We start from the raw sequence: 22,758 nt of genomic DNA, 5'->3' as shown, positions 1-22,758 counted from the left end.
TTCAGCGATAAAGCATAACAACATGCGAAATAGCGAAAACAAAGTAAAATCGAATTAACGACGTAAACCTAATGCGCCGATCAAAGCAACATAACGACCGTGATCTTTACCGTTTAAGTAATCAAGTAATTTACGACGTTGGTTAACCATACGAATCAAACCACGACGGCTGTGGTGGTCATGTTTGTGCTCTTTAAAGTGACCTTGCAAATCATTGATTTGAGCAGTCAACAAAGCAACTTGTACTTCTGGTGAACCAGTGTCATTTTCAGCACGAGCAAATTTAGCGATGATCTCTGCGCGATCAGTATTAGTTAAAGCCATTCGATTTCTCCGAGATGCTTAAAAGTTAAATGATAATGATCAGTTGCGAGCAACCGACTGCCGTGCATCACTACAGCAAGGTGCTATTTTAAGTGATCTATCGTTATATTGCAAAAATGTTTTATGTTTACTGGCAATTCGGCAGCTGACAGCGTTGAACAAAAACGGCACACTAGGATGAATCTGTTTTCAATTTATAACAGAAGTGAAAGAAAACGAAAAAATTCGAGGGAATCGTGAAAATTTTATCTACCAATACCTGTTATGTTCCAAAAGACCTGAATCAAGTTATTCGCTCCAAAGATGAGGTCGCAGCTGAATTGGGTGGGATGACGGAACGTCAAATCCAAAAAATTTGGAATAGTGTCGAACAACTTTATAAAACAGGTAATTACCCGCTTGTAACCCTGTGCTTACGTCGTAATGGACAGATTCTACTCAACCGAAGTATTGGCTATGCACGGGGAAATGCGCCAGAAGGTTTAGCTGCTGATGCGCAAATCGGAACACCAGATACTCCAATTTGTTTATTTTCAGCATCGAAAATGGTCACAGCGATGCTCATCCATATGTTAGATGAGCGTGGTGATCTAAATTTACTAGATCCAATCAGCTACTATATCCCTGAATATGGTGTCAACGGAAAGCGTCGTGCCACCATTTTTCATTTACTTTCTCACCGTGGTGGAATCCCTCGTATTGATCAAGAAGTTACTCCAGAACTTCTGTTCAACCAAGATGAAGTTTTAAAGTTACTTTGTGCTGCTAAACCTGTTTCACCATCAGGTACTCACCTCGCCTATCATGCAGTTACCGCAGGTTATATCTTGGGTGAAATCGTTAAACGTGTAACAGGACAAAATGTTCGTGACTTTTTGGCTGAACAAATCGAAAAACCAATGGGGCTTAACTATTTTAACTACGGTCTCAAACCAGAATATCGTGCCGATGCGGCATTAAACTATGCCACAGGAATCCATCCAAGTTTAGGGACGGATCACTATCTACACCACGTATTAGGTGGTGGACTACAACTTGCAGTTGATGTAACCAATGACAACCGTTTTATGGATACCATCTGTCCAGCGGGAAATATTTACACCAGTGCTGAACAAGCAGGACGTTTCTTTGAAATGTTGTTGAGTGGTGGTGAATATGAAGGCAAACAAATTATGTCGCCACAAACGGTATTCCGTTCAACCCTGCCAACTTCTGGAGTTAGCTTAGATCGTACCTTATTAGCCCCTATGCGCTATGCGTTAGGACCTATGCTTGGAAGCAATCCAATTGGCTTATTTGGTCCAATGACTGGACAAGCATTTGGGCATATCGGGTTCTCAAATATTTTATGTTGGGCAGACCCAGAGCGCGACATCAGTGTTTCTCTACTCACAACGGGCAAATCAGTCGTCGGAACTCATTTACCTGCATTAGCAAAGACCCTCTATCAAATCTCAACCAACTGTCCAAAAATTCCAAAGAATCAGCGACGCTCATTGTTTGCAACTGATCGTACTGAAAATGATAAAGTTTAATCTGAAGCGTTCACGCATAAAAAAGCCCAAGTTAGACTTGGGCTTCTGCGCGTAATTATAGTTATCACTTTCTTTTCTTGTTTTGCTACATTCAACCCTCTGAACGTATGAGCACATCATTTTCTTGGTGTACTGTGCAGTTATTAGAGCTTGTTCCTCTTTATGCTTACTATTCTCTCAGAATCAATTGTGGAGAAAAATAGCATTTTTCTTATCTCTATGTAAGCAAAAACGTACAGGTCTGTATAACATTTAACTTAATAATACAAATTTGTTGTCCTACAATCACTTTTTTAGATTAAATAATAATCTAAATTTTAAAATGACTCAGAGTGAATATTAATGTGTTGCAAGTTAAACAAACTAAATTGCAATTTGATGAAATCAGATAAAGAAAAATCAAGAAAATAAAAAAGCCCTGTAGTCTCTCCCAAAACTACAAGGCTTAGCGGCTGTAAGTTTCCTCTTTTATCACTTACTTCACTGTAAGTTCGCTGTCATACCGACTTTATTATTATCTTTGTGCGATTTACCTAGCATTCCTTGCTAGGCTGTTTGTGGTTATATAATCTCAAAAACACGTATTTAGCTCTAGCGACAATATCTCGAATCTATGTAAGCTTTTGCTTACAAAAGCCCTCATTTTAAAGATTAATTTCACAATCAACCTAAATTAATCTTTTGAACTAAACCACTGCGACGAACTGTTCGAATCGTAAGGGCTGCTCGTAATGATTTCTGTGTCGCTAAAATACTCACGACTTTTTTCGCTCTTGTAATTGCTGTATAGATCAATTCCTGACTCAACAATTTTTCTGCATGTGCATCTAAGACAATTGCAGTATGAGAGAATTCAGAACCTTGAGATTTGTGAATGGTCAATGCAAACGCTGTTTGCATATTACGCGGTAGTCGATGTGCTGCAATCCACTTATTTAAACTCGGAAAGTACACTTCAAATTGTTGTGCTTGGCTTCGATGTTTAAAACAAATCCCAATATCACCATTTGAAATCCCTAACTGATAGTCGTTATAGGTCATCATCACAGGGCGTCCAACATACCATTCTGCAACTGCAATTTGTTTAAGCTGCTGATTCACCCAACGTTCAGCATAGCGATTGAGTTGTTCGATCCCCAAAGCACCATGTTTCACTGCCACTAAAATTCGATAATCATCAAAGACCTGAATAACCTGTTGAATATATGATTCTGGTTGGTCGGCTTCTATATAGTTTTTTAATACGTCGACATAATCTTGAAAGCCATACATTAGTTTTTGTTGATACTGCTCAGCATCTATATCCTGTTGCTCAGGTAAATATTCCAACTGAATAAAATCAGGCATTTCTTTACTGAGTTTAATCTGCTGAAGTAAAGCAGGCTTTACAATTTCACTTTCAAGTTTAGATAAAACTAAATGAGAGTCAGCAGAAGCCGATTGTGCTTGAATAAAACGAGCTAACTGACCAATTTTGGCTTCATCAGAAAAACGGCGACTATTTTTTAGCTCTACTCGATTATCTGCCAAGCCTTTCACCTGCTGTAAATCTGCTAAAACTGCTCCCACATCGACGGATGCTAATTGATTGGCATCTCCCAATAAAATAATTCGACATGACTCAGGAACCGCTTCAAATAACGCGGTCGCAAGACTCAAATCTAACATCGACGCCTCATCCACTACGATGACATCATAAGGTAATGGTTGTTTGAGATTGAAGCGTGGAACTTGTCGATTCCCCATTCCTAACAATCGATGCAATGTTTGGGTACTTTGGTGTCGTAGGTTATCCGTTACTAGCCCAGACTCAAGCAGCTTGGGATCCTTAAATGAGTTTTGCAATGCTTCTTGCATACGTTGCGCTGCCTTACCAGTAGGTGCAGCCATGGCAATCCGAATATCAGGGATTGTTTGATTTAATGCAGCAATAATGCGTGCCAAAGTATAGGTTTTACCTGTACCTGGTCCTCCTGTAATGATGCTGAGCCATTGTTGCAACACCATACTTAAAGCTTTCTGCTGAAATTCATCACTCAATAAATGTTGATAAACAGAAATATCAACCTCTGGTACCATTTGTCGCTTTAATCGACAAATCTGATGAGCGAGGCGTTGTTCTAATTGCCAATATCGGTATAATGCCAAGCCCTGCTGATCATATACGCATGGGGCAACCTGAGTCATTGCGATTTCACTGGAAACCGCTAGATCACCTAATGCTTCAAGCTGTATTGCTTCAAAATCAATACAACTGTCGCCTTGTAAACTGGCTTCCATCAATTGCTCTAATATTTTCGCAGCATTCGATGGTTGAGCAGATTGAGAGAACGGTGCTTGAGAAAGATAGCGACTCCACACATTCAACCACTGGTTTTGTTCTGGTTGCTGACTAATTCTTTTGTCCACAGAGTTATCCTCAAACTTACCCACACGCTTGTCCACAAGGTTATAGACAGACTTATTCACAAGATAAACTTTTGTTTAATTTAAAATTACACACTTTATCTACATTATTTTCTGATTTTTATCCTCAGAAAAATATCCCAGTATTGCATCTAATCGTAAAATAAACTCATCATTTGGCTTCCAATAAAAATAGCCTTGCTGAGCCTGTCCATTCATACCACGCAAATACAGATAAGATGCACCACCTAGATGTTCTGCAATATTATAATTTTGCAGTTTAACGCGAAGATAGCGATGCAAAGCGACTAAATATAACCCTGCCTGAAGCCAATAACTGGACAATGACATACTGTCAGCAATCTGTTCAGCACCATAATCTGATTGATCTGCACCTAAATAATTACTTTTATAATCGGCAATATGGTAGCGCTGACCATCAAAATAGACCAAGTCAATAGAACCATTTAGATAACGTGCTGATTTCGCCTCCAATAGTTCAGGCATAAAAATGTCATATTCTTCAAACAACTGCTGTATGCGTTGCATTGCTAATACACGATCAGATAAAGACAGATAAAATGGACATTCCGACAGATACTGTCCTGCTATTAACTGCTTTAACTGAAAATCACCATTCAGAGGTGTAGCCAAAACATCTTGTAGCCATTCCGCAATCCATTGATATAACAACTGCTCAGCTTGTGGCTGTTCTGGAAACTGCTGTTGATACAAGCTAAAAAGATCAGACCATAAACTTTGATAAGTATTCTTAAAACGGCGACGAATTTCTTCGACCCAAGTATCAGGTTGTTGAAAATCAATCAGCTCAAAAATCTCATGTAAGAAATTACCTGCCAAAGCACCCTTTGGAAAATTTTGTTTAATCCAGGCGATTGGCTGCGAAACCGGTCTCTCATCAATGATGATTTGTGTGAGCTCTAATTCATCTTCAGCCTGTTGTAGATTCTGATCCATATTTGCCAAGCGATCCATACGATTGGCTTTATGTTTTAAATGTTGTGCCAAATAACTAAAGCTAGTTTTGCCGCGTGCATAAAAACGTTGTGTCGGTAAAGGCTGTGCGGCAAGTGTCAAATCTTGAGACATTTTTGCAGTACGAAGAGTTGCAGGACGTTCCTGAAGACACGCCTCATCCGCGCTATAGATATGCTGAAAAACCTCAGCTTGGTTTTTCCAAAAAGCTAAGGCAGATGCTTTGGCTTTATCCCCTTTTTCAGGTTCAAAAACAGCATAAATACGATGACTAGCACGCGTTAGTGCGACATACCATAAACGGTTTTGTTCGGCTTGAGCACGTTGTTGATGCTGATTGATTTCTGTATCTTGAAGAAAATTCTTATCGGCGATCGCAACGACACGTTGTGTTCGGATTTGTCCTGTTTCAGGGAGTTGAATCTCTGTAGTGGAAAAGTTTAAAGCTTCTGATTGATTTGAGGGTGATTTATTTGCACCCAATAAAAAGACGATTTTGAACTCCAATCCTTTAGATTGATGAATCGTCATGAGTTGAACACCAGCTTCACTGGATAGTTTATGTTCCAGCTCCCACTCTCGATCACTTGGCGAATTCAGCTGTTTAAGATACCAATGATAGAGATTCTGAGGTCCTTGTACATGTTCGCTATGCTGACTCAAAATATCGGTCAAATGACGTAAATTTACCACGGCACGTTCATTATCTTTACTTTGAGTGATCACCAATTGCTGCCAAATCTCGAATTGATTTAGACATTGTTGCCACGCCACCAAGAAACCTTGGTTAATCCACATTTCACGAAGATCATCAAAGGATTGCATGTACTCACTTAACCCAATTGGACTCTGCTCGAGTGCTAACAAACGGTTAAGATCAAATCCAAATAAACGGCTAAGTAAGGCTCGTTTCAACTTAGCCTCATCAAAGGGATGAAGTAGAGCCGTCAATAAGGCTGCCACATCTTGTGCGATAGGCGAGTCAAATACGCTGCGTTTTGATGGTCGATTGACACGAATTCCCAAATGCTGCAATGCCTGTTGTACTTCGTCTAGTTGTCTGTGACTACGTGAAAGTACAGCAATATCATCTTCGTCAATTGCTTTCCGAGTTTCACCTTGAAGATACAGTTGATTTAAGTGTGCTTGATTGAGCAAACTTTGAATTTTCCATGCGACCTGAGTCGCTTGTTCTTTTGAGTCTGCGAGCTGTAACCAACGTAAAGGGGCAGGATTAATTTGATGATCATCGATTAAGGCAGGATGTGGTCGCTCTCCTGCTTGAATCGGGTCATAGATCACTTGCTCGCCAAAATCTATTTGTCGTTGAAATAAAGCATCCACCACTTCGACCAATTCTTTGACTGATCGATGGTTATGAATCAATTTATATTCACGTCCCTGTTTTGCCATAATATCTTGATAGGCATTCAGAAAGGTCAGCATGTCCCCGCCACGGAACCCATAAATCGCCTGTTTACGGTCCCCAACCATAATCATGCAGCCCTTTTGATAACGCTGTGGATGCCGCCAAATACTAGCCAACATATCATCCTGATCTTGGTTTGTGTCCTGAAACTCATCTACCAAAATAAGCGGATATCGGGCTTGTACAAAGACTGCAAAACGTTGCCCCTGCTCACCCTTTAAAGCATCTGACAAGGTTTTAATTTGCTGAGCAAAAGTAGTTTCTCCCTTTTGTTGTAATATTTGTGGCAAACGTTTTTTAACCTCAACACATAAATAAGCTTTTAAATAAACTTGTAATTGTTCGAATTGTTGTTGAGTCTGCTGCAGAGATTGAAGTAATCGTTGTAGTTGTAAAAGGGTTGGATGTTGATAAAAACCTTCTGAAATATCAGCTGGACATTTCTTAAATATTTTTTGCTCATTGAGCTTATCTAAAAATTTAAATGCGGCATCACGTTGACTGGAAAAATAAGCATCAAAAACTTGTAAATTCTCCGTCTCAATAAGTGTTTTTAATAGTTGAGGCAGAGACTCACTGAACAGTTTATTAAATGCATGATTACGAAAAGAAGTTCCATTGATATGTGAATAATGTGCACCATCCAAATTAAAATATTCAGCCAAGCAATTAAGTTCAATTTGCTGTGCTTGTTGCCGCCATTGTTGCAGTTGAGCCCATTCAATCTCAGGAAAATTCGGCAACTTAAATTGTGCTGAACTAAAATTTAGTGAACTTTCGACCATACCAATAAAGTAATCGACATTCTTTAATCCGCCCACCATATAAAGTGTATCAATCAACGGTTGGGGCTGGGCTTGAATCCATTCACGCAGTACATCGTGGATCAATTGACGGGTATAGGCTTTTGCATCTTCCGTAATTTGTGCGCGTTCGATCTTTCCACTTTCAAAAGCGAATTCTCGTAATAATTTCTGACTAAAACTATCTAATGTGCCAACAAATAACTCATCTAACTGATCTATTACTAGCTTTAACCGTTCACAAGCATAAGCAATACGCGGTGCGAAATTTTGTAGAACATGTTGTTTTAATGGATCATTTTCTTGCAAGGCAAACTGATAAATATCCGCTTCCAATACATTTCGAAATGGTTCTAAAAACTGTTGAACCTCAACTAAACGCGCACGTATCCGCGTTTTTAACTCAGCTGCTGCCGCACGAGTAAATGTTGTTGCAATCACCTGATGTGGCAAATATTTTTCTAAAAATATCCGCACCATGAGACTCGACAAGGTATAAGTCTTACCTGTTCCTGCTGAAGCTTCAATTAAATGTAAACCTTCGAATTGAATATCACGAATCGGTTGGTAAGACACTGGAAATTGTGAATGCATGTCTTACTCCACTCGTAAAAATTCAAAAATCGGTTGATATAAAGCATAAGAATAATGATCACAGGCGAATTGCAACAATGCAGTTGCATCCTGTTCCTGCAAAATAAACTGCCAATCTCGATGCTGTTGATTCGCCTCATCTTGACTGAAATCAACAAAGCCTGTGTTGTAGGTATTTTTCCAGATTTTCAGCAAATCATTTTGGCTCTCTTCACTCAGCGTATGTAGTGTATCCTGTTCAACCCAGTCATATGCTTTCCCTTTTTCTAAAGGCTTTAATAACAATGCCGCAGGCAGCACCACAGGTTGCTGTTGGGCCTGTTGCCAAAGCTGTAGCCAATGCTGTAAATAGTGCTTCGCCTGATGTGAACTCACCCCTTCACAAATCACGGTTTGATCACTAAATACCACCACACGACGTTTTTCAGAGGCCGTCTCTTGATCCAAAATGACAAGCCACAGCAAATACTCAAGCCAAACTTTGGCAAAGCGTTTAGCACGTGCATTCGAAGCATCTAAGCTAATCCAGTCTTGCGCGATGTGTTTGGGCGTAACGCAACTGATCTGAAGTTGTTTCGATACTCGCCAAACACGTTGCGTGGTTTCTGTTGGGGAAGTTGCATAGTCTTGCAAACGTTCTAACAAACGTTGTTGCTCTATACGACTTTGTTGCCATGCGCTGTGTTGCACTTTTCCGACAGGTAACTGATCTTGTAATAAAGCGGGTGCCGTAGCATCTATGTTTTGTTGTAAAAAATGACGAATCGCGTATTTACCTAGACCATCGAGCATCAGAGGTTCAGTCTGATCCACCATTTCTGTAGCACTTAGATTTTCAATACCCAGCGTTTTAAGATACAAACGTGCAGGGAAAATCACGTCCTGAATCCATGAATGAGCATCTAGAATGATCATGTCTTGCTGTTCAAGTGGATAACTTGTATTGACCCAAGCCTGACGTTCACCCTTAACCTGCTGCAACTGGGATGCCACCTTAAACCAATGATCTTGATAGCGTATATGTCTTTGCTCAGCGATAAATCCTAATGGATCAAAAGGTTGTAAGCGATGCAAATGATAAAGTGGATAAAGTTTTGACGGGATTTGCAAAGCTTTATAATCATCCGTGCAAGAAGTTTCTGTATTGGCAAATGAGTCAGCGAGATCAGGCTTTATAATCAGTCCCAAATGATCTCGAAACCCCTGCAATACACTTGATGGCTCACGTACCTCACCATCATTCACATCAAAACCATTATAGAATAGCCAAAGCTGCTCTTGTGCTAGCAAAACTGCATCCAAAAATGCACCTTGATCATCTTCCAGTCGAGAACGATCACCTAATTGCTGACGAAGAGCATCTATTAAATCAAAGGGGATATGACTATCTCGATTAGGGAACTTACCTGTATCTAAATTCAAAAGCACAATCAATCGATAAGGAATCGGGCGAATCTGACCAATTTGGCTAAATGTAATTTGCCCTGTCGGTTCGACTTGTGCAGATTGGCTTTCTAAAGCTCGTTGAATTTCATCAACGATATAAGGCAAAGGCAGTGAAATCTGACGTAATTGAGTTTCAGCATCGTCATAATAGCTCGCCAAAGTCAGCATTCGCTCTTGCTTATGGACAATATCGCGTACTGCTTTCAAGGCAACAATATCAGCTTGTTCAAACTCGTGGATGTCTTCCTTTAGCTTTTTCAACCAAGCTTCTACAGTAAAACTCTGCCCTAACTCATGTGCAATCCACCAATCACGTCGAGCTGATAAATCTTGATAAATTTCAATCAACAAACCTATCAACTCAAAGTCACTTGGCTGAACATCTGCATAACTTAAAGTCTGCTGCACCATCACATGAGCTGGGATGGCAATCCCTAGTGCTAATCGATCTAAAGCAAACTTAAAACTATAGCGATAGTCGTCATCGTTAGCACTTAAGCTTTGCTGTAAATGTGCTGCATCCAAGCCACGCTTGAAGCCTGCATCATTTAACAAAGCTAAAATGCGTTGAGCTTGACTATAATCAAGACCATAACGTTGTTGAGTTGCGGCTAGATTCAACCAATCTGCAAAATCATCCTGAGTAAAACGCCCTTGTGGTAATTGCATCCGACCTAAAACAGCTCGCCATGCATTGAGTGCATCAAGCTGCGCCACTCCAGCAATTTTGACGGGTAAAAACACCTCTTGAGTATGAGCAACCGCAGGGAACACACTGCGGATTAAAGGTTCTAATTCAGTTAGATTAGGCGTTAATACCAATACATCACTCGCACGGCGTGGTATGTCATCTGCTTCAGATAACCAATGCACCAATTGCTCTTTCAGCACTTCAAGTTGTCTTAAACTGGAATGACACACATGAATCTGAATCGACTGATCATTTTCAGCTAACTGATACTGTTCAGCTTTGGGTTCAGCAAGATAGAAAATATCTGACTGCACTTTACCCAATAAAGTTTCTGGAAAATGATCCACAAAGGCATCGACCCATTTTCCTTCCTCACCTGTTGCCAATTGTGATAAAAGTGAGAAATGATCTCGAGCTTGTTTACCCAGTCGAGTCAATAAAGGATGACGTGACTCACGGGCCTGCGCATTAAAAAACAAAGTGAATTGTTCAAAAAAGGCCGTTATTTCTGCATCTGTCGCCTTTGGATTTTTAAGAATAAAGCGCTCTTTGACACCAAGATCGTACCGCTGCTTCCATTGCGGATCGACACTGTCTGCCCAGTACTCTTGTGACGGGTTGAAATGCAAAATCAACACATCAAGATACTGCCCTAAACGGCGTAAAAACTGTAATTGGCTGGGTGGTAAATCTAATAGTGTAAATATAATGATCTGCTTGGGAAGTTGAGCCAAAGCCTGCGTTCTTGTAACCTCATTGTCTAAAAGTTTCCAAAAATCGGTATCAATACGCTGCATTTCCACAAAATCCTCATGGAAATAATGCTGCCACAACCAACGCTGCCAAGCCTCTAACTGTTCGATTTGGTTCAAACTAAACGCAGACGTCTGTTGATCTGTTGTCGAGATTAACTTTTCAATATCTAGGGCTTGATTACGCCCCCATTTAGACAACCAGTTACTCGCACAACTACAATCCTGTACGCAGCCATGTTGGCAACTTCCGCGATAAATCATGTAGTTATTAAAAAGATGGGAGACTTGCTCAGCGACCCAATACAGCATGCTTTGCTTTTTTAACTGCTTCTCTGTGCCATCTTGTAATTGGTCGGCACTGTCATAAATACGCTGCACAATCGAATATAAAGGATGATCTTCAAGCAAGCTGATCTGTGCAGACTGAATAAAAGGTTGCAAAGCTTGGTATATACGCCATTTTAAAATCAAACGAGGAATATTGGCTTTACGGACTTGTTCTTTATTTTCGAGCACCTGTTGATAGGCATACCATTGAAAACCACGAATACGCTGGTGAAATTGGTAATTCGCTGACATGCCTTGCTGCTCAGCAATTTTTTGCGTTAGCCATTGTTCTTGAGCAGGGCTAGGAACTATAAAATGCTGCGTTTGAAAAACTTGAAATGGTGACGAACTCGGCTGATTCATCGAGGCCATCACCCCTTGTAATAATACATCTAGGCGCTGACTTTGAATGACATGAATACCCATGTGTTAAAGAAACCTCTTTAATAAATCACCATTCGAATGCACAAATTCGTACACAATCATCACTATACAACTTCAACAAACTATGTCACGTTAATCCAACAATCAAATAAAAAATTTGTTTTGAAATTCATCATTCAATACGATTGAATGTACTATCAAGGGATAGACATTAGGTATAACTTTATGAAAATCGAAAAAATTCCTGATTCAATAGATCCAAGTTTGAACTTGGAGCAAATCCGAGAGGAATGTTTAGAATTAACAAAAAAACGTGCATATTGGTCTGCTGGTGCAGCAATTGTACCGATTCCATTTTTTGACGTTGTTGTCGACTTAGGCATGTTGACGCAAATCATTCCGCATATTAATGCACGCTTTGGTTTAGCCCCTGAACATATTAGTGTTTACGATCCTGAAACCAAGAAAATCCATTGGGACGAATTACGCAAACGTGGTTTTGAGTTCTCTGGTTTCGTTGTCGCACGCACAGCAATGAAAAAATCTTTTAACGGCTTTTTTACCAAAATTGCCACTAAACAAGTGACCAAATTTATCCCTTTGGGTGGTCAACTGATCGCAGCAAGCCTTGGTTATTTTATGATGCGTAAAATCACTGAAGCACATATCCAAGATTGCTATAACTTGGCAAAACGTATTCAGCAAAAAAGTCGAAGCACCATCGTGGCTTAAATTTAAGAATGACTAGATCACATTTCTTAGATGTGATCTAGTCATTACTACACACTTTTTCAATGAACACAATCATCTACCTCGCCTGACGATACCACTCTTTCACCTTGTATGATCGTCGTTCTTTCGGTAGTCAACTTGCCATTTTCCCATGTACAGCTAATACTTATATTTCCTTCATCCGAGGGATGAATTCCATAAATCATGTAAATATAAAATCCAATAAAAAAAACAAAAGCGAGCAGAAGTATGGAGCTTAAAGTTAATCCTATTTTTAACAATTTCTTCCACATATTCACAAACTCATCAGAAGTTTAGTCTTACCCAACTTTCAACTGTTTTAGAATCGCTTTCAACACCTCGATTCTTGCTGTATTTTTATCATCAGTCGCAATCACATACCAAGGTGCATAGTCAGTATTCGTTCGCTCAAACATATCTGCCGCAGCGTCTAAATAATCATCCCACTTTTCACGATTTCGCCAATCTTCAGGAGTGATCTTAAAACGTTTATGAGGTGTTTCTTCCCTTTCTTTAAATCGAACCGCCTGTTCATCTTTACTGATCGCAAGCCAAATCTTCACGACTATGGTTTGACTATCGACTAAGCTTTGCTCAAAGCGATTAATCTCATCATAAGCACGTTGCCATTCTACAGTAGTTGCATATTCCTCAATTCTTTCGACTAAAACACGCCCATACCATGTGCGATCAAAAATCGTAATTTTCTCCCCATCATTGAGCTTATTCCAAAATCTCCAAAGATAAGGACGACGTAGCTCATACCGTTCTGGAGCTCCTATCGTATGGATTTCATATTCACGAGGGTCTAGCTTCTTCACAATCCGTTTGATTGCTCCGCCTTTGCCTGCTGCATCCATTCCTTCCAATGCAACAATCACTTTACGGTCATCATATCGAAGTGCATCAGCCACCTTTTTGGTGAGTTTACTAAGCTCATCCTTATACTGATCTTTATCCAAAACTTGTTTGGATGGCTCTAATAGCTCGTTTGGAATTTTGGCTTGTTGCCACTTCTCAGTGACTTTAGTTTGATGAACAGGGAGCTCTTGTAAAGTCTGCAAAATATATTGAGCAAAACATTGATCACGTCGCTCTGCATCTTCACCATCAATCACATACCAGTCATCCGTAAATCGTTGGCTGAGACTCTGCAATGTATCGTATTGTTTTTTATTACGCCAATCTAAGCCATGCAATTTATGCCAATGCTGCTCAGATGCATCGATTTGGTCTAATCGTTTTTGTAATGATTTCCAAGATAAATCAAACCAAACCTTAATGACATGAACATTATTGTTTTGCAAATCATGTTCAAATGATCGCATCTGCTCAACATAAGCATCAAACAGTGTTTCATCCAAAGGCTTCGCAACATGCATCGCAGTAGATAACAAATCACTATACCAATTACCAAACATCACGACGATTTGCCCTTCAGCAGGAATAAATCGAGTATAGGATTGCCAGAATGTTTGATCGGCACTCAACAACTTAGGCGCATCAGCTTTCACTTTAAGATAACGAGGATCAAGCCATTCACGTAATTGCTTAACTGCTTCGCCCTTACCTGCAAGTTCAATCCCGCTGACAAGGATTAATACGCTTTTGGCATTTTTTTTATCTTGGCTATCTTTTAAAGCATATTGAGCCTCGATCAAATCCAAAGAAAGTTCTTCTTCTGACCGTAGTTCAAACGTCGGTTGTTGTGTGCTCATATTTAATTCTAAATGTTTAATTATTAACAATAAGTATAGTTAAATCTGATAAAAAGGCATCAAATCCCGTGTACAGTTTATGTAGATTAGATTCAGTGCATATCTCGACTGACCGATTGTTAAAGATTTTAGGTTTGTGCTGTCATAGTTCTAAGTTATCATCACGCCTATGATTTTAAGGTTTTATTTCTTTTGAGTTCGAACATGTCAAAACTCGCTGCATTTGATCAACTTTTATTACAATACCAAAGCTTAAATTACCATCAAGATCCAGTTCTAGCTCAGCGTTTACATGACGTACAAGCATGGATGAAAGCACGTATTGCTGCCACACACCAAGAGTTTTTTGCCCAACCTGAAAATCAGTTGATGGCACAATACTTTTTAAACCGTTTGTATGGTGGACCAGATTTTGATGCAATGGCACAGCAGATCGAACGTCTATTGAAATATGCACACAAAGCAGAAAGTCTATTGCCAGATAATGCAATTAAAACGGGAACCAAATCGGTTAGCCTAGCTGTCTTAGCAACACGTTTGGATGAGCAAGTTGCTGTACAACTTTTACAAGATTACCCAGCTGAAACTGTATTGACTGATGAGATTATGCGTCAAACGCTCATCAAATTGGATCAAGGCGAAGATCGTTATGAGCAATTACATCTTTTGGATGAGTTAGGTGTCGCATTAGATAAATATATGCGTTCAACCATGATGTACGCTGCATTTAAAATGTGTAAAGGCATCGCCAATAAATACCAGTTCGAACGCATGTATGACTTTATTCAAGAAGGTTTTGCAGCGATGAAACCAATGAAATCAGCGGCTAACTTCATCAAAACTTTCACTGACAAAGAGCGTGAAATTATTGAGAAAGTTCATGCAGGTCACCCAGACCCATTTCGCCCTTAAACATCAGCGTCATCTCTGCTAATTTTTATTGAGAGATGACGCATAAGCATTTTTCGATTTGGAAACCCTTTTTAGTCACTGACTTTCTGTATATTATTCATAACAATTACATGCTAAGCCCTGTAAAAAATTACAAAATCTGTCATCATGCATGTTGATTCGTATCGCTAGAACGAGAGTTTAGGAGAAAACAATGTCTAACGAAAACCAACAGCCTACCCCAGAAGTTGAGCAAAAACCGAGTTCAGACAAAGTCAGTCCATTCCTAAGTTCACCGCTTCCGCAAGGTACACCGCAAGGTCAACAACAATCATTACAACAAGGACTTGCATCCCCCCCTACAGGCGGCTCTGTACCAAAGTACAACTTACCGCGTGGTGCCAATACGGGCAATGTCGGCGCGACCACACACTTTGGCTATCAGACTGTTAGCAGTGATGAGAAAGCTCAAAAAGTTGCTGAAGTCTTCCATTCAGTTGCGAGTAAATACGACATCATGAATGACTTGATGTCATTTGGTATTCACCGTTTATGGAAACGCTTTGCGATCAATATGTCAGGTGTTCGTCGTGGGCAGCATGTCTTAGATATTGCAGGCGGTACAGGTGATTTAGCGAAAGTCTTTAGCCGTGAAGTCGGTCCTCAAGGGCATGTGGTACTTTCAGATATTAATGAATCTATGTTGAATGTTGGTCGTGATCGTTTGATTGATGCGGGCTGCACCAATGTTGATTTCGTACTTGCCAATGCAGAAACATTAGAACCTTTTGCGGATAATAGTTTTGATTTAGTGACGATCAGTTTTGGTTTACGTAACGTGACTGACAAAGATGCGGCTTTACAAGCGATGTATCGCGTACTTAAGCCAGGTGGTCGTTTATTGGTACTTGAGTTCTCAAAACCTGTTTTTGAGCCATTTTCAAAACTCTACGATTTTTACTCATTCACCGCACTTCCGATGATGGGTAAATTGGTGGCGAATGATTCTGAAAGTTATAAATACCTTGCCGAATCTATTCGTATGCACCCAGACCAACGTACTCTTAAAGGCATGATGGAAAATGCAGGCTTCCAAAGCTGTGATTACCACAACTTAACAGGTGGTATTGTTGCAGTTCACCGTGGATTCAAACTGTAAGGCTTAAGATATGTGGTCGATTTTAGCACTCGGTGCAGTCGAACGTATCATTCATCATGTGATTGATTTGGATGCGATTACGCGTATCCAACTGAATCAATTACAAGGTCAACTATTACGAGTTGTGATCGATAGTCCACAACTCTCAGTTGATGTTTTCTTTGATGAAAATAAAGTTCGTCTAGAACCCACTGTCACTGGACAGAGTCAAACTCCTTCTATTTTTGAGCAGCGCCCCTTCGATCATCAAAATAAGATCACCGATGCCACTGCAACCTTACATGTTGCAAACGTGGTAGAACTGATTCGACTTTTGCTAAGTGATATGGATCAAATCGGTAATATTCCTTTACAGGGTGATTATCATTTATTGCAAGATATCCAGCGCATCATGCAACAGGCGGAACCTGATCTCGCTGCACATTTATCCCCTTGGATTGGTCCACAACTCGCACATGAGTTAGGAAAAATTCAGCTTGCGCCTCAGCAAATAAAGCGCTCGTTGCAAAGTCATTTGTTCTTTGTCGAAGATACACTTAAAGAAGATAGTGGTTTGTTTGCGCCACGTTGGCAAATGGATGATCTGAATCGAGAAACTCGTCAGCTCAATCAAGAAATTGATCGCTTAGAAGCAAAATTTCAGCAATTAAAATCTCAGTTTAATCCCACACAAGACTAGGTAAAATTCCATATGATTCCGCATATTACACGGTTACTCGAACTCTGGCGTATTGCAGCACATTACCGCCTTGACACCTTGTTTCCTGCGGAAGAGTTACCAGTTAAAGCACGTCATGCATTAAACATCATCAAAATGCATCCTGCGGCGTGGTCAAGTCGTGAGAAAAAGAATCCACTTAAGTTAAAAGAAGCCCTTGAAGATATGGGTCCTTTAGCCATTAAACTTGGGCAATTGCTTTCGACTCGCCGAGATTTGATCCCACCTGAAGTGTTATCACAATTGGTTTTATTACAAGATCGTGTAAAACCTTATGACACACAATTGGCGAAACAGCGCATTCAAGACTCATTAAAAGCAGATATTTCAACACTCTTTCTACGTTTTGATGAACAACCCCTTGCGGCTGCATCGATTGCACAAGTTCATACTGCGGCTTTGCACGATGGACGTGAAGTAATCGTTAAAGTCACTCGTCCTGATATTCGCAGTCAAATTTTGCAAGACTTTGAGATTTTGGCATGGTTGGGCGATTGGCTAGAAAACCGTTTAGAAGCTGCACGTGCACTGCATTTATCTGAAATCATTCAAGATTATCGCCAAATTATCTTAAATGAACTTGATCTAAGTCTAGAAGCAGACAACACTCGCCGCATGCGTCATTACTTTACTGGCTCAAGCATGATGTATGTGCCAGAAGTCTATATGGACAGTAAAGACGTGATGGTCGCAGAACGCATCACTGGTGTTCCAATTTCAGATACAGCAACTTTTGATCGTCTAGGCATGGATCGTGCTGATTTGGCGGAAAAAGGTTTAACGATCTTCTTTACACAAGTATTCCGTGACAACTTCTTCCATGCTGACATGCATCCGGGTAATGTTTTCGTAGAAACAATTAACCCAAGTAACCCACGCTTTATCGCGTTGGACTGCGCCATTATGGGTGAGTTATCAAAACATGACCAAATGACCGTAGCGCGTATGTTACTTGCTGTCATGAACAGTAACTTCATGCAACTGATTCAGATCGTACATCAAGCAGGTTGGATTCCACCTGGTACTGACCAAGATGCTTTATCTCGTGAGATGCGCCGCACTGTAGGCCCAATGGTCTCAAAACCAATGGATCAATTAGATTTCGCAGGTATTTTGATTCAAGTCATGGATATTGCGCGTCGATTCCATTTAGAAATCCCACCGCAACTGATGTTGTTGTTGAAAACCTTAGTCCATGTAGAGGGCTTAGGAACTGATCTTTACCCTCAACTTGATATTTGGAAATTGGCAAAACCGATTTTGACTGAATGGGTCAAAGCGAATATGAACCCAGTTAAAAATATCAAAGAGATTGGACAACAAATCCCAGACTTACTTTTGGGTGCTCAGGATTTACCAACTTTACTCATTGATAGTTTGAATGGTTTAAAAAACCAGTCGGCATGGCAAGACAAACAACTGCGCGAAATACAACAAATGCGTTTGCAAATGCAACAGCAACAACGTCGTAGCTGGATGTTTGGCAGCACGATGTTGATTATGTTAACGATCGCAATTATAAGCCCTTGGTTTGTTTCGATCATTCTGATCGTCTTAAGTAGCCTTTTGGCACTGTGGCGGATTGTGAAATAAGTTCCAAAGCCCTTGTACACACAAGGGCTTTTTTATAAGTCAGTTTTTTAATCTTTTTCAAAATATAGATATCAGTTAAGATCAGGACTAGATCAATATACAAATACTTTAAAAGAAAAAATAATGAAAGCACCTCATTTTGCAATTATTGGTGCAGGCACAGCAGGACTCGCCACTGCGATTTTGCTTGCACGCGAAGGTCATCAAGTCACGATCTTTGAACACGTTGATGAACTCTCTCCTGTTGGTGCTGGTTTACTTTTACAACCTGCTGGCTTAGCTGTTTTCGAACATCTTGGTGTACTTGATCAAGCATTGAAATTAGGTGCAAAAGTCACAGGTTTAGAAGGTCAACTTGCAGATAAACGTCTATTGGTGAATAGTCATTATCACCAAGCTGAGGCTCTTCGTTTTGGTCTTGGTATCCATCGTGCCACCTTATGTCACGTCTTAACTGAAAAATTGGCTGAATATTCGAGTCATGTCACTTGGAGAATGGGACATCGTATCGACGGACTTGAGGAACTACAAAGTGAAGTTCGAATCTTTGGCTCATGCAAACACCAATTCTTCGATGATTGTTTTGATGCGGTACTGATTGCCAACGGTGCAAGAAGCCAACTTCGCCCTAAAGTATGGGTTAAAATCGATCAACCCTATCCTTGGGGAGCTGCATGGACAATCGTGCCTGAATGCTTAAGCTTGAATCCTGAGATTCTGCATCAATTTTATGATCGCTCTAACATCATGATGGGAATATTACCGACAGGGGCTATTCCTGCAACACCACAACAACGGCTTTCAAGTGTGTTTTGGAGTTTACCAACATCGCAACTACCATCTTTCTTAAAAGATGAATCTGCAAAGCAGCAATGGCTAAAACAAGTTTCAGATCGCTGGCCAGATGTGGCTGAGTGGTTCAGTCAACTTTTATTAGACCAGCAAAATCAACCGCAATGGCTATCAGCTCAATATCGTGATGTGGTGATGTCAAAATTTGGGCAAGGTCGAATCGGGGTCATCGGTGATGCAGCGCACGCGATGAGCCCTCAGTTGGGGCAAGGTGCCAATATGGCTCTGTTAGATGCATGGGCTTTTTCGCAATCATTGCGCCTCGCTCGGAAGAATCAGCAGATTGATTGGTCGATATTATGGCAACACTATCACCAACATCGCCGCTCTTCGACTCAGTTCTATCAATTTCTCAGCCGTTTACTGACACCTCTTTATCAATCTAATCACTGGTGGGCAGGTAGTTTACGTGACTTAATTTTCCCGTGGATGTATCAAATCCCCTATTTTCGTAAAGAAATGGCAATCACAATTTCAGGCTTAAAAAAAGGACCTCTTCAACAAATGAGTTATCAGCAAATTGCTGAGTATCAACACCATGAAAATCGTTTGATTACAAACAATCAATCCTTACCTGAATGTGAATAAAAAATAAAGAGAGTTGAATTAAATATGAAAATTAGCCATTTAGACCATTTTGTTTTGACCGTTGCTAATATTGAAATCACCTGCCAGTTTTATCAATCAGTCCTGAATTTTGAAGTCGTTACTTTTGCCGAAAACCGAAAAGCACTGCAATTCGGCAATCAAAAAATCAATCTACATCAAGCTGGTAAAGAATTTGAACCTAAAGCATATTGTCCAACCGCAGGATCGGCCGATTTATGTTTTATTGCGGAAACACCACTCCATGAAGTGATTGCGCACCTTCAGGCACAGCACATTAAAATCATTGAAGGTCCAATCGAAAGAACAGGTACGATGGGAAAAACCCTTTCGATTTATTTTCGTGATCCAGATCAGAACTTGATTGAAATCTCAAACTACCTTTAAAGCCTGATCCATGACTTTTTACCCAACAAGCATAGCCAACCTAAGCCACAAACGCTACACTAACGGCTTTCCACTCAATGGATTTTTCACTCATGTCAAACTGGTTAGATGAAGTTAAATTTGATTCCAATGGTCTTGTTCCTGCCATTGCACAACATCATCAAACTGGTCGAGTGTTAATGGTTGCATGGATGAACCGTGAAGCATTACAACTGACGGCTGAAAAGAATCAAGCGGTGTATTACTCACGTTCACGTCAAAAATTATGGCACAAAGGCGAAGAATCTGGACACTTCCAAACAGTGTATGAAATCCGTCTAGATTGCGATGCTGACGTTATTATTCTACAAATTGAACAACATGGTGGTATTGCTTGTCATACAGGTCGTGAATCTTGTTTCTATCGCAAACTGACCCCTCAAGGTTGGGAGATTGTAGATGCTCAGCTGAAAGATCCAACGGCGATTTATGGCGCATCAGCGAAAGTAGAAACTCACGAGCATAACCACAGTGAACAAGTCGATGTACTTGCGTATTTAGGTCGCTTGATGCAAGAGCGTAAAAATGCTGCCGCAGATAGTTCTTATATTGCGAGCCTCTACAAAAAAGGCATCAATAAAATTCTAGAGAAAGTCGGTGAAGAAAGTATTGAAAGCATTATTGCAGCTAAAGATTATGCCGCACTCGCCTCTCTCGAAAACAAACATGACCTCATTTATGAAGTTGCCGATTTATGGTTCCACAGTATTGTCATGTTGGGCTATTTCGATCTTGATCCGCAAGAAGTTTTAGATGAACTTGCTCGCCGTCAAGGTCTATCTGGTTTGGTTGAAAAAGCAAATCGTAGCAAAGAAGCGTAATTAGAGCCTGTGTCAAATCACGAGAAACCCAAAGCTACCTACGAGCAAGCGATTGCCATAGATAATGCTCGTTTAGGACAATCATTTAAAGTGATTGCCTATGCTGGCACAGGTAAAACCACGACATTACAAATGATTAGTGATGCCATGCCTGAACGGCGTGGTATGTATTTGGCATTTAACAAAGCCATCGCATCTGAAGCGCAAAATAAATTTCATGGCAATGTGAATTGCAGAACCTTTCACTCCCTAGCCTTTCGCAGCGTGCCTCGTGGCGTGACTGATAAATTACGCTTACCACGTTTAAGCCCAAGTTTTATCGCTAAAGAATATCGTCTTGAGCCGATTACATTACGTCGCCTTATGGGGGGACGTTATGAAAAATATGTACTGATGCCTAGTCGACTTGCGAGTTTAGTGGCAAATGCGGTCAGTTATTTTTGCTCGACAAGTTCGCAATATCCTGCGCCTCGTCATATTCAAGCACCTAGCTGGTTGCACCAAGATGATATTGAGTCATTACAACAACACCTTTACCCTGCAGTAGAAAGACGTTGGTTAGAATCAATTGATCCAAATCATCAAGCAGGTATTGGGCATGACATTTATTTGAAATTATGGGCTTTATCAGAACCCAATATTCCAACAGATTATGTTTTGTTTGATGAAGCACAAGATGCAGATCCTCTGATGCTTGGCATATTACTTCGTCAAAAAAGCACCCAAGTGATTTATGTAGGTGATGCACATCAGCAGATTTATGCATGGCGTGGCGCAGTCAATGCAATGCAGCAAATGCCCTTACATGAAAGTCGCTTGACAACTTCATTCCGTTTTGGTGATGCGATTGCTGATGTGGCGAACTCCATACTAGGTGCGTTGAATGAAACTGTCCCTTTACTCGGCAATCCAAATGTTAAGTCCAATGTCGTCAACAAACCGCACACCAAAATGCGCGATGCGATTCTATGTCGGACGAATGCACGAGCGATGGAGTTGTTACTTTCAGGTTTAGTTCATGGTGATAAAGTCAGCTTACAAGCTGATCACCAAAAACTGAGCCGTTTTGTTGATGCTGCCAGTTTACTCAAACAAGGTAAACGCATCACCGATGTACCAGAGCTTGCTTGGTTTAATTCATGGCATGATGTACATGAATACTGTGAAACGAATGATGGCAGTGATATCAAACCCTTAGTGAAACTAGTTGATGATCATGGGACTGAGCCACTCAAACGCGCTTTAGCTAAAATCACCCCGATTGAACAAGCTGATTATGTCATTTCAACCGCTCATAAAGCTAAAGGCTTAGAGTGGAATCGCGTGCATATCGAAGATGACTATCAATTTAAAATAAATGGCTTGGAACATAAAATTACAGATGAAGAGCTGAGATTACTTTACGTTGCGTGTACACGTGCTAAAGTAAGTCTAAATATTCATCATCTATATGACTTAATACAACAATTAAAACGATGCGCTCCCTCAACTCTTCGCCAGTCCGCAGGATAAAGCGCTCAGGATTGAGGTG

Annotated in this window: 15 protein-coding genes; 10 read left to right on the top strand and 5 right to left on the bottom strand. The window is 40.4% G+C overall.

Features of this window, described 5'->3' with window-relative positions; all coding sequences use genetic code 11:
- Positions 1-54: 54 nt before the first annotated feature.
- On the bottom strand, positions 55-324 hold the full coding sequence (rpsO, locus tag F948_RS00910) for a 30S ribosomal protein S15 (protein ID WP_004656162.1): 270 nt from the start codon (positions 322-324) through the stop codon (positions 55-57).
- A 236-nt stretch (positions 325-560) separates the two neighbouring features.
- On the opposite strand from rpsO, the gene F948_RS00905 reads away from it, so the two are divergent.
- Positions 561-1,859, top strand: coding sequence for a serine hydrolase domain-containing protein (locus tag F948_RS00905; RefSeq protein WP_004958664.1), 1,299 nt, complete (start codon positions 561-563; stop codon positions 1,857-1,859).
- Between the two features lie 663 nt (positions 1,860-2,522).
- On the opposite strand, the gene recD is transcribed toward F948_RS00905, so the two are convergent.
- From recD to F948_RS00890, 3 genes are all read right to left on the bottom strand, one after another.
- On the bottom strand, positions 2,523-4,268 hold the full coding sequence (gene recD, locus F948_RS00900) for an exodeoxyribonuclease V subunit alpha (RefSeq protein WP_017397474.1): 1,746 nt from the start codon (positions 4,266-4,268) through the stop codon (positions 2,523-2,525).
- A gap of 99 nt (positions 4,269-4,367) precedes the next feature.
- Complete coding sequence (locus tag F948_RS00895; protein WP_004958657.1) at positions 4,368-8,087, bottom strand: UvrD-helicase domain-containing protein; 3,720 nt, start codon at positions 8,085-8,087, stop codon at positions 4,368-4,370.
- Positions 8,088-8,090: 3 nt separating this feature from the next.
- Positions 8,091-11,732 carry an exodeoxyribonuclease V subunit gamma gene (locus F948_RS00890; protein WP_004958656.1) on the bottom strand — a complete coding sequence of 1,214 codons (3,642 nt, stop codon included), beginning with the start codon at positions 11,730-11,732 and terminating at the stop codon, positions 8,091-8,093.
- A gap of 183 nt (positions 11,733-11,915) precedes the next feature.
- Here F948_RS00890 and F948_RS00885 point away from each other — a divergent pair, with 183 nt between their 5' ends.
- The gene (locus tag F948_RS00885; RefSeq protein ID WP_004916789.1) at positions 11,916-12,422 is read left to right on the top strand and encodes a hypothetical protein; all 507 of its coding nucleotides are present in this window, start codon (positions 11,916-11,918) and stop codon (positions 12,420-12,422) included.
- A 320-nt stretch (positions 12,423-12,742) separates the two neighbouring features.
- Here the strand turns inward: F948_RS00885 and pap are convergent, their stop codons facing one another.
- Complete coding sequence (pap, locus tag F948_RS00875; RefSeq protein WP_004958647.1) at positions 12,743-14,161, bottom strand: polyphosphate:AMP phosphotransferase; 1,419 nt, start codon at positions 14,159-14,161, stop codon at positions 12,743-12,745.
- A gap of 204 nt (positions 14,162-14,365) precedes the next feature.
- Between pap and F948_RS00870 the strand changes: the two genes are divergently transcribed.
- From F948_RS00870 to F948_RS00835, 8 genes are all read left to right on the top strand, one after another.
- Positions 14,366-15,073 (top strand): DUF8198 family protein, encoded by a 708-nt coding sequence (locus F948_RS00870; RefSeq protein ID WP_004958645.1) that lies wholly within the window; start codon positions 14,366-14,368, stop codon positions 15,071-15,073.
- 193 nt (positions 15,074-15,266) lie between these two features.
- Positions 15,267-16,211: a bifunctional demethylmenaquinone methyltransferase/2-methoxy-6-polyprenyl-1,4-benzoquinol methylase UbiE gene (ubiE, locus tag F948_RS00865; protein WP_004958643.1), complete on the top strand. Its 945-nt coding sequence runs from the start codon at positions 15,267-15,269 to the stop codon at positions 16,209-16,211.
- Positions 16,212-16,221: 10 nt separating this feature from the next.
- A complete protein-coding gene (locus F948_RS00860; protein WP_004958639.1) occupies positions 16,222-16,890 on the top strand; it encodes a ubiquinone biosynthesis accessory factor UbiJ in 669 nt (222 codons plus the stop codon).
- 12 nt (positions 16,891-16,902) lie between these two features.
- Complete coding sequence (locus F948_RS00855) at positions 16,903-18,522, top strand: ABC1 kinase family protein (RefSeq protein WP_004916803.1); 1,620 nt, start codon at positions 16,903-16,905, stop codon at positions 18,520-18,522.
- Positions 18,523-18,645: 123 nt separating this feature from the next.
- Positions 18,646-19,962 carry an FAD-dependent oxidoreductase gene (locus tag F948_RS00850; RefSeq protein WP_004958636.1) on the top strand — a complete coding sequence of 439 codons (1,317 nt, stop codon included), beginning with the start codon at positions 18,646-18,648 and terminating at the stop codon, positions 19,960-19,962.
- 24 nt (positions 19,963-19,986) lie between these two features.
- A complete protein-coding gene (locus tag F948_RS00845) occupies positions 19,987-20,367 on the top strand; it encodes a VOC family protein (protein ID WP_004958632.1) in 381 nt (126 codons plus the stop codon).
- Between the two features lie 92 nt (positions 20,368-20,459).
- The gene (gene hisIE, locus F948_RS00840) at positions 20,460-21,227 is read left to right on the top strand and encodes a bifunctional phosphoribosyl-AMP cyclohydrolase/phosphoribosyl-ATP diphosphatase HisIE (RefSeq protein WP_004958631.1); all 768 of its coding nucleotides are present in this window, start codon (positions 20,460-20,462) and stop codon (positions 21,225-21,227) included.
- A gap of 9 nt (positions 21,228-21,236) precedes the next feature.
- Entirely contained in the window at positions 21,237-22,739 is a 1,503-nt protein-coding gene (locus tag F948_RS00835) for a UvrD-helicase domain-containing protein (RefSeq protein WP_004916813.1), read from the top strand.
- Positions 22,740-22,758: the final 19 nt, after the last annotated feature.

The sequence above is a fragment of the Acinetobacter junii CIP 64.5 genome (assembly GCF_000368765.1).
GTDB lineage: Bacteria > Pseudomonadota > Gammaproteobacteria > Pseudomonadales > Moraxellaceae > Acinetobacter > Acinetobacter junii.
The sequence above is the reverse complement of the archived record's forward strand: the minus strand, read 5'-3'. Positions and strand labels throughout refer to the sequence as shown.